The sequence below is a fragment of the Rhizobium sp. CB3171 genome, assembly GCF_029714265.1.
In the GTDB taxonomy this organism is placed as follows: Bacteria; Pseudomonadota; Alphaproteobacteria; order Rhizobiales; family Rhizobiaceae; genus Rhizobium.
Genome location: NZ_CP121652.1, coordinates 2822101 through 2836860 on the forward strand (window position 1 = coordinate 2822101; position 14760 = coordinate 2836860).

The 14760-nt window shown below is 60.9% G+C and carries 14 protein-coding genes; 5 read left to right on the plus strand and 9 right to left on the minus strand.

All coding sequences use genetic code 11. The features are described 5' to 3' along the window. The first annotated feature begins 72 nt into the window (after window positions 1–72). Window positions 73–924, plus strand: coding sequence for a MurR/RpiR family transcriptional regulator (locus tag QA648_RS13725; protein WP_104824368.1), 852 nt, complete (start codon window positions 73–75; stop codon window positions 922–924). A gap of 48 nt (window positions 925–972) precedes the next feature. On the opposite strand, the gene QA648_RS13730 is transcribed toward QA648_RS13725, so the two are convergent. The 9 genes from QA648_RS13730 to QA648_RS13770 all read right to left on the minus strand — a co-directional run bounded on the left by QA648_RS13730 (window position 973) and on the right by QA648_RS13770 (window position 10777). Continuing rightward, a complete protein-coding gene (locus tag QA648_RS13730) occupies window positions 973–2556 on the minus strand; it encodes an FGGY-family carbohydrate kinase (protein WP_283047503.1) in 1584 nt (527 codons plus the stop codon). 20 nt (window positions 2557–2576) lie between these two features. Next, complete coding sequence (locus QA648_RS13735; protein ID WP_104824370.1) at window positions 2577–3251, minus strand: HAD family hydrolase; 675 nt, start codon at window positions 3249–3251, stop codon at window positions 2577–2579. A 98-nt stretch (window positions 3252–3349) separates the two neighbouring features. Further along, window positions 3350–4831 (minus strand): mannitol dehydrogenase family protein, encoded by a 1482-nt coding sequence (locus tag QA648_RS13740; RefSeq protein ID WP_104824371.1) that lies wholly within the window; start codon window positions 4829–4831, stop codon window positions 3350–3352. A 146-nt stretch (window positions 4832–4977) separates the two neighbouring features. Further along, window positions 4978–5976 carry an ABC transporter ATP-binding protein gene (locus tag QA648_RS13745; RefSeq protein ID WP_283047506.1) on the minus strand — a complete coding sequence of 333 codons (999 nt, stop codon included), beginning with the start codon at window positions 5974–5976 and terminating at the stop codon, window positions 4978–4980. Between the two features lie 11 nt (window positions 5977–5987). Continuing rightward, window positions 5988–6830: a carbohydrate ABC transporter permease gene (locus tag QA648_RS13750; protein WP_104824373.1), complete on the minus strand. Its 843-nt coding sequence runs from the start codon at window positions 6828–6830 to the stop codon at window positions 5988–5990. A 1-nt stretch (window position 6831) separates the two neighbouring features. Then, window positions 6832–7704 (minus strand): sugar ABC transporter permease, encoded by an 873-nt coding sequence (locus QA648_RS13755; protein ID WP_104824374.1) that lies wholly within the window; start codon window positions 7702–7704, stop codon window positions 6832–6834. A 146-nt stretch (window positions 7705–7850) separates the two neighbouring features. Continuing rightward, window positions 7851–9167, minus strand: a complete 1317-nt coding sequence (locus QA648_RS13760) for a sugar ABC transporter substrate-binding protein (RefSeq protein ID WP_104824375.1) — start codon at window positions 9165–9167, stop codon at window positions 7851–7853. Window positions 9168–9312: 145 nt separating this feature from the next. Next, entirely contained in the window at window positions 9313–10266 is a 954-nt protein-coding gene (locus QA648_RS13765; protein WP_104824376.1) for a sugar-binding transcriptional regulator, read from the minus strand. A gap of 55 nt (window positions 10267–10321) precedes the next feature. After that, on the minus strand, window positions 10322–10777 hold the full coding sequence (locus QA648_RS13770) for an RbsD/FucU family protein (protein ID WP_283047510.1): 456 nt from the start codon (window positions 10775–10777) through the stop codon (window positions 10322–10324). Window positions 10778–11004: 227 nt separating this feature from the next. On the opposite strand from QA648_RS13770, the gene QA648_RS13775 reads away from it, so the two are divergent. From QA648_RS13775 to QA648_RS13790, 4 genes are all read left to right on the plus strand, one after another. Beyond that, window positions 11005–11664 (plus strand): response regulator transcription factor, encoded by a 660-nt coding sequence (locus QA648_RS13775; protein ID WP_104824378.1) that lies wholly within the window; start codon window positions 11005–11007, stop codon window positions 11662–11664. Then, on the plus strand, window positions 11661–13016 hold the full coding sequence (locus QA648_RS13780; protein ID WP_283047513.1) for an ATP-binding protein: 1356 nt from the start codon (window positions 11661–11663) through the stop codon (window positions 13014–13016). The genes QA648_RS13775 and QA648_RS13780 overlap by 4 nt, the downstream gene beginning before the upstream one ends. 93 nt (window positions 13017–13109) lie before the next feature. Next, window positions 13110–14036, plus strand: coding sequence for an ROK family protein (locus QA648_RS13785; protein ID WP_283047515.1), 927 nt, complete (start codon window positions 13110–13112; stop codon window positions 14034–14036). Further along, the gene (locus QA648_RS13790; protein WP_283047517.1) at window positions 14026–14736 is read left to right on the plus strand and encodes a copper homeostasis protein CutC; all 711 of its coding nucleotides are present in this window, start codon (window positions 14026–14028) and stop codon (window positions 14734–14736) included. Before QA648_RS13785 ends, QA648_RS13790 begins: the two co-directional genes overlap by 11 nt. The last annotated feature ends 24 nt before the right edge of the window (window positions 14737–14760 follow it).

The window sequence follows — 14760 nt, forward strand, 5'->3', positions numbered from 1 at the left end:
CTGCAAGCACTCCGATTGTTTCCGCATTCGGCGCGATCACGCTTAGGATAGACCGTCAGCGAGGCGCAACATTTGGAAGACCTTGGCCAGAAGCTTAGACAATATATCAAAACAGGCACTCCCGCCGAGCGTCGAATCGCCAAGTATTTCTCCGAACACTTGAACGAGTTGCCCTTTGAAACCGCCTCTTCCGTCGCCGACAGGCTGGAATTGAGCCCGATGACTGTCGGGCGTTTTCTGCGGTCGCTCGGCTATCAGGGCCTGGATGGCATCAAGGTGCACCTGCGGGAAAATGTGACCCCGGTGACGCTGCAACTGCCGAACGTTCTGGAACAGTTGCAGAAGGACGCCAACGAGGGACGCCCGATTGCCGGCCAGATCGCCGAGCAGGTCGAGATGCTGCAGCATATCTACAATCTCACCAGCCAGCCGCACTGGCTGGATGCGGTCGCGACGATCCTGTCGTCCAGCGAGGTTTTCGTCACCGCGCATCTTAGTCTCGCAAGTCTCGGGCGCCATCTCTGCGACCGTCTCGCATTCGCACGCGATCATGTGCAGTTCCTCGACGGCTCCAATGGCAGCTATATCGAGCTGCTCGGCCATCAGTCGAACGACGCATTGGTGGTGATCGTCGATTCGCCTCGCTTCGTCGCCTCGCGGTTGCTTGCGCGCTCCGCCCGCCGCTCTGGCTACAAGGTGCTGCTGATCACCAGCCAATATACCGAATGGGCGCATGAATTCGCCAATATGACGCTGTCACTGCCGCCGCTGCGCGCCGGCAACCACGAAAACCTGTCGGCAATGATGGCGCTGTTGGAATTCCTGGCCGTTGCCGTCATTCATGCGGCCGGCGAAGAGGCGGAGAGCCGCATCCACAGGATCGAAGAGCTGGAAGGCATGTTTGCCCACGCGCCCCTTCGATAATGGTCGACAAGCGATGGCTTGGACGCCAGAAAGTCCTTCCGGCGTTTTTTATTCCATGGACTCCAGCTCGGCGCGATGGCGATACATCGCGAGAAAGCGCCGATAATCGCGATCATAAAGCGTCTTCTTGCCCTTGTCCGGCATGCGCTCGTGACCGCCGGGATACATGGCCGCGCCGGCCGTTGCGAGGCTGTCGTAAAGACCGCAGGAGACGGAAGCGGCGATCGCCGTTCCCAAGAGCACCGCCTCGTTCATCTTCGGCACGACCACCTTGCAGCCGGTGATGTCGGAATAAAGTTCCATCAGAACCGCATTCTTCACGTGGCCGCCGGCGACATGCAGCGTATCCGGCACGTACCCGTAGTCATGCATCTTCTCGAGGATATGGCGGAGACCGAGCGCGACGCCGACGCAGGTGCGCCAGTAGAGGCGGCAGAGGCCGTCGAAGGATGCATCCAGCGTCAGGCCGCTGACGACGCCGACCGCATGCGGATCGGCAAGCGGCGAGCGGTTGCCGTGAAAATCCGGAAGCACATGGATGCGCTCGCCAAAGGCATCGCCCTCGACGGCGCGAAGCTCCGCGATGCGCCTCACGATACGGTCGTGCAGCGCCGCCGTCGGTTCGCCGCCGGCCGCATGCATGCCGACGATATGATCGAGCAGCGCACCGGTCGCCGATTGCCCGGCTTCGACCAGCCAGGTGTCCGGAAACACGGCTTCGTAATAGGGGCCCCACATGCCGGTGCTGCGCTTGCGTTCGCGCGAGAAAGAGACGATGCAACTCGACGTTCCGGCAATCAGCGCCAATTGGTGTTCCAGCGCGTTGAGGTCGCCGGCATGGCCGCCGAGCGTGCCGAGCGCGCCCGCATAGGCATCGATCATGCCGGCGCCGACATGACATTCTCGGTCGAGCCCCAAAGCCTCCGCCGCTTGCGCTGTCAGCGTGCCGACGCTTTCCCCAACCGGAGTTGTCTCTTCCGGCAGGTTGCCGCGTTCGCGCAGATCGCCAAGACCGATCACATTGAGGAAATCCGTCTGCCAGCCGGGTTCGCGGTGCGCGAGATAATTCCATTTCGCCGTCAGCGTGCAGCGCGAGCGCGCAAGCGAACCAGTGGCCTTCCAGGTCATGAAATCGGCGAGGTCGAAGAAATACCCGGCCTTTGCCCAGCTCTGCGGCAGATTTTGCTTCAGCCACATCAGCTTCGGCATCTCCATTTCCGGCGACATGAAGTGACCGGTATGTTCGAGAACCTGATGCTTGGTCGCCGTGCAGAAATCCGCTTCGGCAAGCGCCCGGTGATCGAGCCAGACGATGGTGTCGAACCGGTCCTCGCCCCCGGTCGAGATCGTGAGCGGCTGGCCATCCGCGTCGCGCACCACCACCGAACAGGTGGCATCGAAGCCGATGGCGCCGATGACGGAGATATCGACGCCGGAGGCCGCAACGGCGGCGCGCACCGCTGTGCAGACAGCGGCCCAGATGTTTTCAGAATCGTGCTCGGCGTGATTTTCACGCGGGCGGTTCATGATGATCGGATGTTCGCCCTTACCCAGCAGAGCACCGCGGGATGTGAACACGCCGGCGCGCGCGCTGCCAGTGCCGATATCGACCGCAACCACATGATCACGCATTCAGTATGGGCCCCGTCCATTTATGGCTTATTGCGGACAAGGTGTATCAAATCCGACATTGCGTCAAACACGACTTCTGGGGAAAGCCGCTCCAGTTCTGCCCGGTAACTCGGCGAATGAGCATGCGAGCCGCCGATGAAAGCGAACACCGTCATGCCGGCCGCCCTCGCTGCCGTGATCCCGGCCGGACTGTCTTCGATGACGATACAGTCCTGCGGCGCGACCTGCATCTGCTTGGCGGCATAGAGGAAGAGATCGGGTGCCGGCTTGCCGCGCTTGACCATGCTGGCGCTGAAAATATTCGGCTCCAGCCGCTCCAGCAGGCCGGTAACGCCGAGCGACAACCGGATGCGCTCTATCTGGCTGGAAGAGGCGACGCAACGCGGAACGGTCAGCGCGTCCAGCGTCTCGGCAATGCCGCCGATGGGCTTCAGTTCGTTCCGGAAGCGTTCATAAAGGTCATTGCGGATACGATCGAGAAAATCCTGATCGATGAAGACGTCGAACTCCGTCTCCAGCGTATCGACGAGCGTGGCGAGGCTCTTGCCGAGAAAGCGGCTGTAGATGTCCTCCTCGCTCATATCGACGCCGACATCACGCATAGCCTGGAGGAGCACGCTGACGGACAGCGGTTCACTGTCGACGAGCACACCATCGCAGTCGAAGATTACGAGTCCCTTCTCCGCACCAGTCATCGCAGATCCAACCCGAACCCTGTTGAGCCGCGCCTCTTCAAACGCAGGCCTGGCCATAAAAATTCGGCCGGGACTTGGACGCCCCGGCCGATAGACAGTTATTCCGCGAGTTTGTTATCGAGGTATAGCTGCAGGGTAACGCGGGTCCCCTTTTCCCACAGCGTTTTTAATGCATGGGCAAAGCGCTTGCGGAAAAGATCCGATTTGGCGACGTCGCCGAAAATATCATCGAAGACGAGGAAGGCGCCCGGGTCGTCCTTGGCCTTCAGCGCGGCGGCATGTAGCCGGTCGGCGCTGGCATCGTTGAAAACGATGTCCTTGCCGCTGTCGGTGGTGCCGGCGAAATAGCGGCACCACAGCGCCGAAACCAGCGCCAGGCCCACGACATCCTCTTTGCGGCGCAAACGATCGGCCGTCGACGGCAGGATGAACTTCGGCTGCCGGTTCGAACCGTCCTGTGCCAAGCGCGGAATGGTGTCGGCAATCTTCGGATTGGAGAAGCGCCGCTCGATCAGCTTGAAATAATCGGCAAGCACCGTGTTCGGCACCGGCGGGATGACGGGAATGATCTCTTCGTTCTCGAGCTTGGCGAGGTAAGCGCGGATCAAGGGCTCTTCCATGGCCTCGTGCACGAAATGTACGTCCATCAGCGCCGCCGGATAGGCGATTGCCGCATGGCCGCCGTTCAGGATGCGGATTTTCATATGCTCGTAGGGCGTAACATCCGGCACGAAAGTAACGCCGACCTTTTCCAGCGCCGGACGGCCTGCCGGAAAATTGTCCTCCAGCACCCACTGCTTGAACTCTTCGCAATAGACCGGCCAGTTGTCCTCGATATCGAAGAATTCCTTGAGCAGATCGATCTCGCGTGCGCCGGTTGCGGGCGTAATGCGGTCGACCATGCCGTTCGGGAAGGCGACGTTGGCGGCGATCCAGTCGGCAAAAGCGGGATCCGAAAGCTTCGCCGTGCCGACGACGGCGGCTTTGGTGACACCGCCATTGTGGGGAATGTTGTCGCAGGACATGACGGTAAAGGGTTGCAGACCGGCGGCGCGGCGGGCCTTGAGGCCGGCGACGATCAGGCCGAACACCGTCTTCGGCGCATCCGCATTCTGACCGTCGGCAACGATGGCCGGATGGGCGGGATTGAACTTGCCGGAAGCATCGATGAAATAGCCGCCTTCGGTGATCGTCATCGAGACGATGCGGATCGAAGGATCGGCAAGCTTGGCGATGATGACTGCGGCGTCGCCGACCGGCAGGATGTCGATCATCGGCGCGGTTACACGCGCAGCGGTGCGATTATTGTCCTGTTCGACCACCGTCGTCAGGAAATTCTGAGCCGCGAGCTTCTCGCGCATGGCGGCGTCCGAAGGCAGGACGCCGGCGCCGATGATCGCCCAATCGTGGTTCTGGCCGACATTGAAAAGGTCGTCGAGGTAGACCGCCTGATGGGCGCGATGGAAATTGCCCACGCCGAAATGAACGATGCCCGCCGACAGCGACTTTGGATCATAGGCCGGGATGGCAGCCGTTGCAGCCGCCTCCTGAAGGGTTGCGAGCGATAATTTGCACGTCATGTCTCAAGTCCTTCTGAAAGGTCTTCTGCTCCGGATGGATTGGGAATGCCTTATCCGGCTAGGATGGCCTGAGCCCATCTGATGTGGCCCAGGTCTAATAGTATTCGCCATGCCGCGTGAGGCCGGACATGGCGAGGGCGCGCGATTTAGATCGACTGCCCCCTATCGTTGAACCGGTGGATGCGGGATTTGTCGGGAGTCACGTAGACGGTATCGCCGGCGCGTGCCGGGAAATCGCCGGTTCCGCGAGCCGTGATGGTGCCGATGCCATCGGCATCGATATGCAGGAAGGTGTCGGAGCCGAGATGTTCGGCGACGTTCACCCTGCCCTGCCAGTCACCCTCGGTGGTCGACAGCAGCACGTGTTCCGGACGGACGCCGATCGTGTGGGCGCCAAGGTTCTGGGCATAGGCGCCCGTGACGAAGTTCATCTTCGGCGAGCCGATGAAGCCGGCAACGAAGATGTTCTGCGGGTTACGATAGAGCTCGAGCGGCGAACCGACCTGTTCGACATTGCCGCGGTTCAGGACGACGATCTTGTCGGCCATGGTCATGGCCTCTACCTGGTCGTGGGTCACGTAGATCATTGTCGTCTTGAGCTGATTGTGCAGTTCGCTGATTTCGAGGCGCATGTTGACGCGCAATGCGGCATCGAGGTTCGACAAGGGCTCGTCGAACAGAAAGGCTGCGGGCTGACGTACGATGGCACGGCCGATGGCGACGCGCTGGCGCTGACCGCCGGAGAGCTGGCGCGGCTTGCGTTCCAGATAGTCCGTCAGGTTCAGAACACGTGCCGCATCCGCCACTTTTTTGTCGATCTCCGCCTGCGGCAGGTTCGCCATCTTGAGCGGAAAGGCGATGTTCTTGCGAACGCTCATGTGCGGATAGAGCGCGTAGGATTGGAACACCATGGCGAGGCCGCGCTGGGCCGGCGCCAGATTGGTGCCGTCCTTGCCGTCGATCATAATCTGGCCGCTTGAGACATCCTCGAGGCCGGCGATCAGACGCAGCAGAGTGGACTTGCCGCAACCGGAGGGGCCGACGAACACGACGAACTCGCCGTTATTGATTTCGAGGTCGATGGAAGGGATGACCTTGGCTTCGCCGAAGACCTTAGAAACCTTCTTAAGGACAATGCTACCCATGTTTCTCTTCCTTACTTAACCGCGCCAAAGGTGAGGCCGCGAACGAGTTGTTTTTGCGAAAACCAGCCGAGGATCAGGATCGGGGCGATCGCCATGGTCGATGCCGCCGAAAGCTTGGCGTAGAACAAGCCTTCCGGGCTGGAATAGGAGGCGATGAAGGTGCTGAGCGGCGCCGCGTCCACGGCGGAGAGATTCAGCGTCCAGAAGGCCTCGTTCCATGCGAGGATGATGTTGAGAAGCATCGTCGAGGCAAGGCCCGGGATCGCCATCGGCGTCAGCACATAGATGATCTCCTTGGCCAGCGACGCGCCGTCCATGCGGGCCGCTTCAAGGATCTCGCCGGGGATTTCCTTGAAGTAGGTATAGAGCATCCACACGATGATCGGCAGGTTGATCAGCATCAGCACGACGACCATGCCGAGGCGGCTGGCGAACTGATTGTTGAGCAGGCCGAATGCCTGGAACAGCAGGTAGATCGGGATGAAGGCGCCGACCGGCGGCATCATCTTGGTGGACAGCATCCACATCAGCACGTCCTTGGTGCGCTTGGTCGGCGAAAAAGCCATGGCCCAGGCCGCCGGAACGGCGACGATCAGACCAAGGATCGTCGAACCGAAGGCGATGAGCACCGAGTTGCCGAAGTGGAGGAAATAGTTCGAGCGCGATTGCACCTCGAAATAATTCTCCAGCGTCCAATGGAAGAAGAGGAATTGCGGAGGCGAGGCGATGGCGTCGCCCTCCGTCTTGAAGCTCGTCAGGAACGTCCAGAGGATCGGGAAGAAGATCAGGATCGCGACCACCCAGGCGGCGACGGATACGACCACCTTATGTTTGGTTGAGACAGTACGAGCCATCTTAAGCCTCCAGATTCTTGCCGACTGCGCGCATCAGGAAGATCGCGACGATATTGGCGAGGATGACGGCAATGATGCCGCCCGCCGACGCGCCGCCGACGTCTTGCTGCAGAACGAGCTGCGAATAGACCAGGTAAGTGAGGTTGGTCGTTGCCGTGCCCGGGCCGCCATTGGTGGTGACCAGGATTTCGGCGAAGGCCGAAAGCAGGAAGATCGTCTCGATGAGAATGACGACCGTGATCGCACGCGCCAGATGCGGCAGGATGATGTAGATGAACTTCGACACCGCGCCGGCACCATCCATTTCGGCGGCTTCCTTCTGCTCTTCGTCGAGCGACTGCAAAGCAGTCAGCAGGATGAGCGTTGCGAAGGGCAGCCACTGCCAGGCAACGATGATGATGATCGAAAACAGCGGAATCGTCTCCAGCCAGGTCAACGGATCGAGCCCGACGAGCTTGAAAAGATACGCCAGAAGCCCGTTCACCGGGTTCATGAACATATGTTTCCAAATAAGGGCGGCGACCGTCGGCATGACGAAGAACGGCGCAAGCACCAGCATGCGTACGATGCCTTGGCCGAAGATCGGCTGATCGAGAAGGAGCGCGAGAGCGATGCCGCCGACCACCGTGATGATCAACGCGCCGACCACGAGCAGGATCGTTACCAGCAGCGAATTCCAGAAGGCCGGATCGGTGACGAAATATTCGTAATTCAAGAACCCGATGAAGTCATGCGCACCGGGAGACATGAGATTGTAGTTCAGCGTCGAGAAATAGATCGTCATGACCAGGGGGACGATCATCCACGCGAAGAGAAGCAAAACCGAGGGCGCCATCATGACGCGTGCGGTAGAACGGGTGTGTAGCGTTGCCATGGCAAGTACCGACCTATCTTTTAGCAGGGAGAGTGGCCGCGGACCGGCTAAAATAAAAGAGGCCGCCGAAGAGCAATTCGGGCACTCGGCGACCTAAGGGAGGAGAGCGCTACGAGCCGCTCCCCTCCATACCCTTGGGAGGTTTCTTATTTCGGATAACCAGCCTTGGTCATTTCACGGCTGGTCAGTTGCTGTGCGGCCTTGAGCGCCTGATCGACGGGGATCTGACCTGCAAGGGCAGCAGAGAACTGCTGGCCGACGGCGGTGCCGATACCCTGGAACTCAGGAATAGCGACAAACTGGACGCCGACATACGGGACCGGCTTGACGGTCGGGTGGGCCGGATCAGCCGCATTGATCGAGTCCAGCGTCATCTTCGCGAAAGGTGCTGCCTTCTGATAGTCCGCATTCGCATAGAGCGAAGCACGGGTACCGGGAGGTGCATTCAGCCAGCCTTCCTTCTGGGCAACGAGGTTGGTGTAATCCTTGCTGGTTGCCCAGGAGATGAACTTCTCGGCAGCTTCGGTCTTCTTCGAAGAGGCAGGGACCGCCAAGCTCCATGCCCAGAGCCAGTTGCCGCGCTTGCCGAGGCCCTTGTCCGGCGCCAGAGCGAAGCCAACCTTGTCGGCAACCTTCGATTGCTTCGGGTCGGCAACGAACGAAGCTGCGACGGTCGCATCGATCCACATACCGCACTTGCCGGTCTGGAACAGCGAGAGGTTTTCGTTAAAGCCGTTGGACGAAGCGCCCGGAGGGCCAGCGTCCTTCATCAGCTTGACGTAGAAGTCCAGCGTGTCCTTCCATTCCGGCTGATCGAACTGTGCCTTCCATTTCTCGTCGAACCAGCGAGCGCCGAACGAGTTCGACATCGCCGTCAGGAATGCCATGTTTTCGCCCCAGCCGGCCTTGCCGCGAAGGCAGATGCCGTAGACTTCATGGTCCTTGTCGGTAATCTTGCGGGCTGCGTCGGCGATGAAATCCCAGGTCGGCGCATCCGGCATCTTCAAGCCGGCCTTGTCGAACAGGTCCTTGCGGTACATCACCATCGAGCTTTCACCGTAGAACGGCGCAGCATAGAGCTTCCCGTCTACCGTCAGGCCGCTGCGGATAGCCGGGAGAAGGTCATCCACGTCGTAGTTCTTGTCGGCAGCAAGCTTATCGAGCGGCGCGAGCCAGCCGAGCTTGCTCCAGATCGGCACTTCGTAGGTGCCGATCGTCAGCACGTCGTATTGGCCGCCCTTGGTAGCGATGTCCGTCGTAACCTTCTGGCGCAATACGTTTTCTTCGAGCGTGACCCACTGCAGGTCAATGTCGGGGTTTTTGGCTTTGAAATCGTCCGTAAGCTTCTGCATACGAACCATATCGCCATTGTTCACGGTGGCGATCGTGAGGGTTTCGGCGGACGCCATTCCAGCAAACATCAGTGCGGAGCATGCGCTCAGCAGGAAAGTTTTCAATTTCATATCTTCCTCCCAGAAGATCAAATTTGAGCATTCGCTTTGCTCGTGAGCAATTACTCACCCGTTGCGACAAAATGTCAATGCGAATTCATTGCTGCATTGCCGAACAAGCAGCTCATCCATTTGATTTTATGTTGTTATTTTTTGCTCAAGCCTTGAGCAGAAACTCAGCAACCGCTTCGTCTGTGATCAAACCATTGATCTGATGGCCGGTAACGGCCGCTTTGATGGCTTCAAACTTCCGTTTGCCCTTGGCTATTCCGATGACGGAAGAGGCTTCGCGCGGCGGAAGCGGTGCGCTGGCCACCCGGTCGTTGATGGCATCTGACATCAACTTGCCGTCGCCATCGAATACCCAGCCGCAGATTTCGCCGGCCGCTCCGCGCTTCATCAGCGCCAGCATCTCGTCCTTCTCGAGAAAGCCGTCGAGACAGAGCGGCGCCTCGATGCCCATCTCGCCGACGCCGACGAAAGTCACATCGGCCTGCGCGCTGATATCGAGCGTCGAGCGCACCAGCGCCTGCGCATGCAGAAGCTCGCGCTCCTCGGCCGAGGAGACCAGCACGGGCAGCGGCATGGGATAGTGCCGCGCCTTGATCGCATCGGCCATGCTGAAGATAACGTTGTAATAGGCGGCCGAGCCATCCGGACCGATATTGCCGGTCAGCGATACGACCCGGTGCTGCGGGCATTCCATGACCGGCAGCTGGTCGACCGCGGCCTTCAGCGTGCGGCCGGTGCCGATCGCCAGCACGATCGGATCGCTGCGCTTCAGCCAGCGCTCGATCTCGGCAGCACCCGCTTCGGCGATACCGACCGTGGAGGATGTCCCGTCGGGATCGCTCGGCACCACTTCGACATGCCTGAGCTTGAATTTTTCCCGCAGCGCCACCGCATATTCGAGGCAGGCGGCAATCGGATGGTCCAGCCGCACCTTGATCAGCCTTTCGGCGACCGCGAGCGACACCAGCCGCTGTGCCGATTGCCGGGAGATTCCCATGGCGATGGCGATCTCGTCCTGCGTCCGCCCGGCAACGTAATACAGCCAGCCGGCTCGCGCCGCATCGTCAAGCCGCCCCTGGGAATCCAACTTCCTGACCATCACATTCCTCTGCGAAAGCAGCACCCTTTACCCGATATGGCAGCAGCGCGGTACGTTACTCAGTTTCCGGCGGAATGACGCCCTTGGTCAAGGTGAAACAACCATAGAACCGGCGCTCGCCGGTCTGGATCACGCAGTAAGCAGTTTTTGTCCGCTCATAGAAGGCGAAACGCTCGACCGGCGTCAGAGGCCAGTGCTTGCCTTCGGCGCGATCGATCGCCGCCTGCACTTCCTTCTGAACCTGCGGTACTTCACCGGCCGCGCCGACCACTTCCATGCGCGTCGCCGCGTCGGTGATGAACGTATCGAGCGGCATCAGCGATAGCACCGCCGCGACGGCTTCGGCGGCCGATACATTGTCGATTCGCAGAAGCTGCCCCAGTCTGGTCTGACGCGCGATCGCATCGGCCGGAAAATTCGTGTCGACGATCGCGAGCATGTCGCCATGCCCCATCGATTTCAACGCATGCAGCACATCCGCATTCAACAGCGGCGAAATTCCCTTCAGCATGAACGGCTCTCCTCAGCTCTTCGATCAGCGGCAGTTCCGAAGCCGCGCTCTTCATCGGGAGCAAAGAAGTAATCGCGGCGCCGATCTCTGTCCATAGCCGCCACGAACGTTATCAGCAGAACGTGAGGGATGAGAACTGCGCTTCTCATTGTGGCTTATTTCGGCCTTTATTGACCAGATAGGTTCGGCGGCATTAACTGAAGCACGGGCATTGTTGCGAGGGACAGGTGAGAATTCTTCTGGTCGAGGACGACGATATGATCGGCGGCGCGGTTCGCGACCATATTGCCGCGTCCCCGCATGCCATAGACTGGGTGAAAAACCTCGCCGATGCGCAAGAGGTTACCAGCGCCGTGCACTATGGCCTCATCCTGCTTGATTTGCAGCTTCCCGACGGCATCGGCATCGACTTCCTCAAGAAACTGCGCCGCAAACCGGACGAGACGCCGGTCATCATTCTGACTGCGCGCGACCAGATTTCCGACCGTATCGAGGGCCTGAACAGCGGTGCCGACGATTATCTCGTCAAGCCTTTCAATCTCGGCGAGCTTACAGCCCGCATCATGGCAGTGGCCCGCCGTTACAGCGGCAGTCCGCAGCCCACCGTTCGTTTAGCCGATCTCGAAATCGACCTGCCGCAACGGCGCATTACGCTCTCCGGCAAGGATGTCGTGCTGACCGGCCGGGAATGGGCTGTGCTCGATCTGCTGGTTGCGCGACCGGGCGCCATCGTCTCGAAGGACCAGATAGAAGAAGCGCTTTATGCTTTCGGTTCGGAAATCGAAAGCAACACGGTGGAAGTTTATGTCAGCCGCCTGCGCAAGAAGATCGGCAAGGACCGCATCCGCACGGCCCGCGGCGTCGGCTATTGCCTGGGTGAAAGATGACGCAGCGCAAAAGTCTCAACCGCACCAGCATCACCCGCCGCCTGATCGCGGCGCTGACCGGCACGGTCGTCCTCTTTTGGCTGATCGCCGTCGGCATCGGCGTCTATGTGGTCAACAAGGAGCTCGCCGAGACCTTCGATGGCGCATTGCAGGAAACCGCCCAACGCCTGATGCCCTTGGTGGTCGACGATCTTGCCGATCGCGATCCCTCCGCCGATCCGCAAACCCTCGAAAATATGGAGAGGGGACTGAACCGGGAATACCTGACCTACCAGGTGCTCGACGCGACGGGCAAGCTTATCCTGCATTCCCATGATGCACCGAAGATACCCTACGACGTGCCGTTGAAGATCGGTTTCCACAACACGCCGAAATACCGGATCTACACCGAATCCTCTTTGAACGGCACGCTCTTCCTGCATGTCGCCGACGCCTTCAAGAATCGCCGGGAAGCCTCGCGGGAGAGCGGCGTCGCCCTGCTCTGGCCGCTGCTTGCCCTCATCCCCGGCAGCATCGTCGCCATATGGTTCATCGTCGGCCGCTCGCTTCGGCCGATCGACCGGTTGCGATCGGAAATCGCCACCAAGGATGGCGGCAACATGGCCCCGTTGGAGAGCGAACCGTTGCCCCGCGAGCTCCAGCCGATAGGCCGTTCCGTCAATCTGCTCCTCGGCCGCCTGCGCTCGGCTCTCGAGGCCGAACGTGAATTCACCGCCAACAGCGCTCATGAACTGCGCACGCCGATCGCCGGCGCGCTCGCACAGACGCAGCGGCTGATCGCCGAGCTGCCGAAAGGGCCTCTCGCCGAACGCGCCGGACGAATCGAGACCTCGCTCTCCAATCTCGGCCGCCTGGCGGAAAAGCTGCTGCAGCTCTCCCGCGCCCAGGCCGGCATTGGCACCGGCGACAAGCCCGCCGATCTGATCGCCATCATCGAAACCGTCATCGGCGACTACGACCGGGATACAGGTACGGCAGGCCGCATTCTCCTAGAGAACGAGGCCGCCGGAAAGCTGATCCGCAACGTCGATATCGATGCCTTCGCCATCGCCATCCGTAACCTCATCGAAAACGCCTTGATTCATGGCCCGACCGATGACGAGGTGACCGTCAGGATCGGCAAGGCAGGAACAATCCATATCCTGAATGGCGGCAATGTGCTGTCGCAGGAGGAACTGGCCGATCTGAAAAAGCGCTTCTGGCGCGGCAATACGAAAGCTTCCGGCTCCGGCCTCGGCCTTGCCATCGCCGAGCGCATCGTCGAGCAGATCGGCGGCCGCCTCGATCTTTTCTCCCCCGCTACCGATAAGGTGGACGGTTTCGAGGCCAGGATCATCCCGCCCGAAGCCTGATCGCGCCGAGACCGGAGCACCGCGCGGAATGGTCTTGCAAAGACCGGCAAAGGGTGCGAGCAAGCGCAAGACGTTCCCTGCAGGCCAATATTCATGATCGTTTCTTTCGATATCGGGGGCTCCGCCATCAAAGGCGGCGTCGCCCATTCCATGATGGACATCACGCCGCTCGCCCGCCGCCCGACGCCGAAGTACGACTTCGGCGAATTCGTCCAAGCTTTGCGCGCTGTCATCGCCGAGGCCGGCGAGACGCCGGATTGCATTTCCTTTTCCATTGCCGGCGTTGTGGACCCCGATACGCAGGCGCTCACCTGTGCCAACATTCCCTGCATCAACGGCCGGCGCCTTGCCGCCGAACTGGAAGCGGAACTCGGCTATCCCGTGCTGATCGCCAACGATGCCGATTGCTTCGCCATGGCGGAGGCCATGTCCGGCGCGGGACGCGGCCATCGCATCGTCTTCGGCGCCATTCTCGGCACCGGCGTCGGCGGCGGCCTGGTGGCGGATGGCCGCCTCGTCAATGCCGCCGGCGGATTTGCTGGCGAGTGGGGGCACGGTCCGATCATCGCTTCCTTTGCCGGCAGTCCGCCGGCGGTCATCCCCGCCTATCCCTGTGGCTGCGGCCAGAAGGGATGTGTCGACACCATAGGCGGCGCTCGTGGCGTCGAGCGCCTGCACAAGACCCTGCATGGGTTGGAATTTTCCAGCGAAGAGATCATCGGCCAATGGCTTGAGGGCGATGCCAAGGCCGAGCGGACGATCGATGTCTTGGTCGATCTCGTCGCCCCGCCCCTGGCGCTGACCGTCAACATCACCGGCGCAACCATCGTTCCGGTCGGCGGCGGCCTTTCCAATGTCGAACCCCTGTTGGCGCGGCTGGACACGGCGGTGCGCGCCCGCATTCTCCGCAAGTTCGACCGCCCGCTCGTCGTGCCGAGCGAATGCAAGGTCGAGCCCGGCCTGATCGGCGCGGCCTTGCTTGGATTGAAATTTGCCGAAGAGCGCAGCCATGCTGCTTGAGGTCTGCGTCGAGGATATTGCCGGGCTCAATGCCGCCATCGCCGGTGGCGGCGATCGCATCGAGCTTTGCAGCGCCCTTGCCGTCGGCGGCCTCACGCCGAGCGCTGGGCTGATGGCCGCGGCGGCGCGTGCGCCGATCCCTGCCTATGCCATGATCCGCCCGCGCGCCGGCAGCTTCGTCTACTCGGCCGATGAACAAGACATCATGAAGAGCGACATAGACGCCGCCCGCCACGCCGGTCTGCCGGGTGTCGTGCTCGGCGCCTCCCTGCCGGACGGCCGCCTCGACAGCGATACACTCCGCGCGCTCGCCGATCATGTGGGAAGCCTCGGCAAGACATTGCATCGCGCCTTCGATCTCGTTCCCGATATCGAGGAGGCAGTGGAGCTCGCCATTTCCCTCGGCTTCGAGCGCATTCTGACCTCGGGCCGCGCGAAAACGGCCGCGGAAGGGCTCCCCGCTTTGGAACAGGCGATCGCCGTTGCCGCCGGCCGCATCTCCATCATGCCCGGTTCGGGCGTCAATATTGGAACTGTCGACAAGCTCTGGCCGCGCCTTGCGATCACCGAAATCCACGCTTCCTGCGCCGTTGCTGCCCCGGAAACGGATGAACACCTGCTCGCCTTCGGATTTTCCACACCGACGGTGCGCCGCACCGATGCAGCGACCGTTCTGGCGCTCAAGGCACATTTCGCCTGAAGGCTGCGATTTGACAAAAAACGG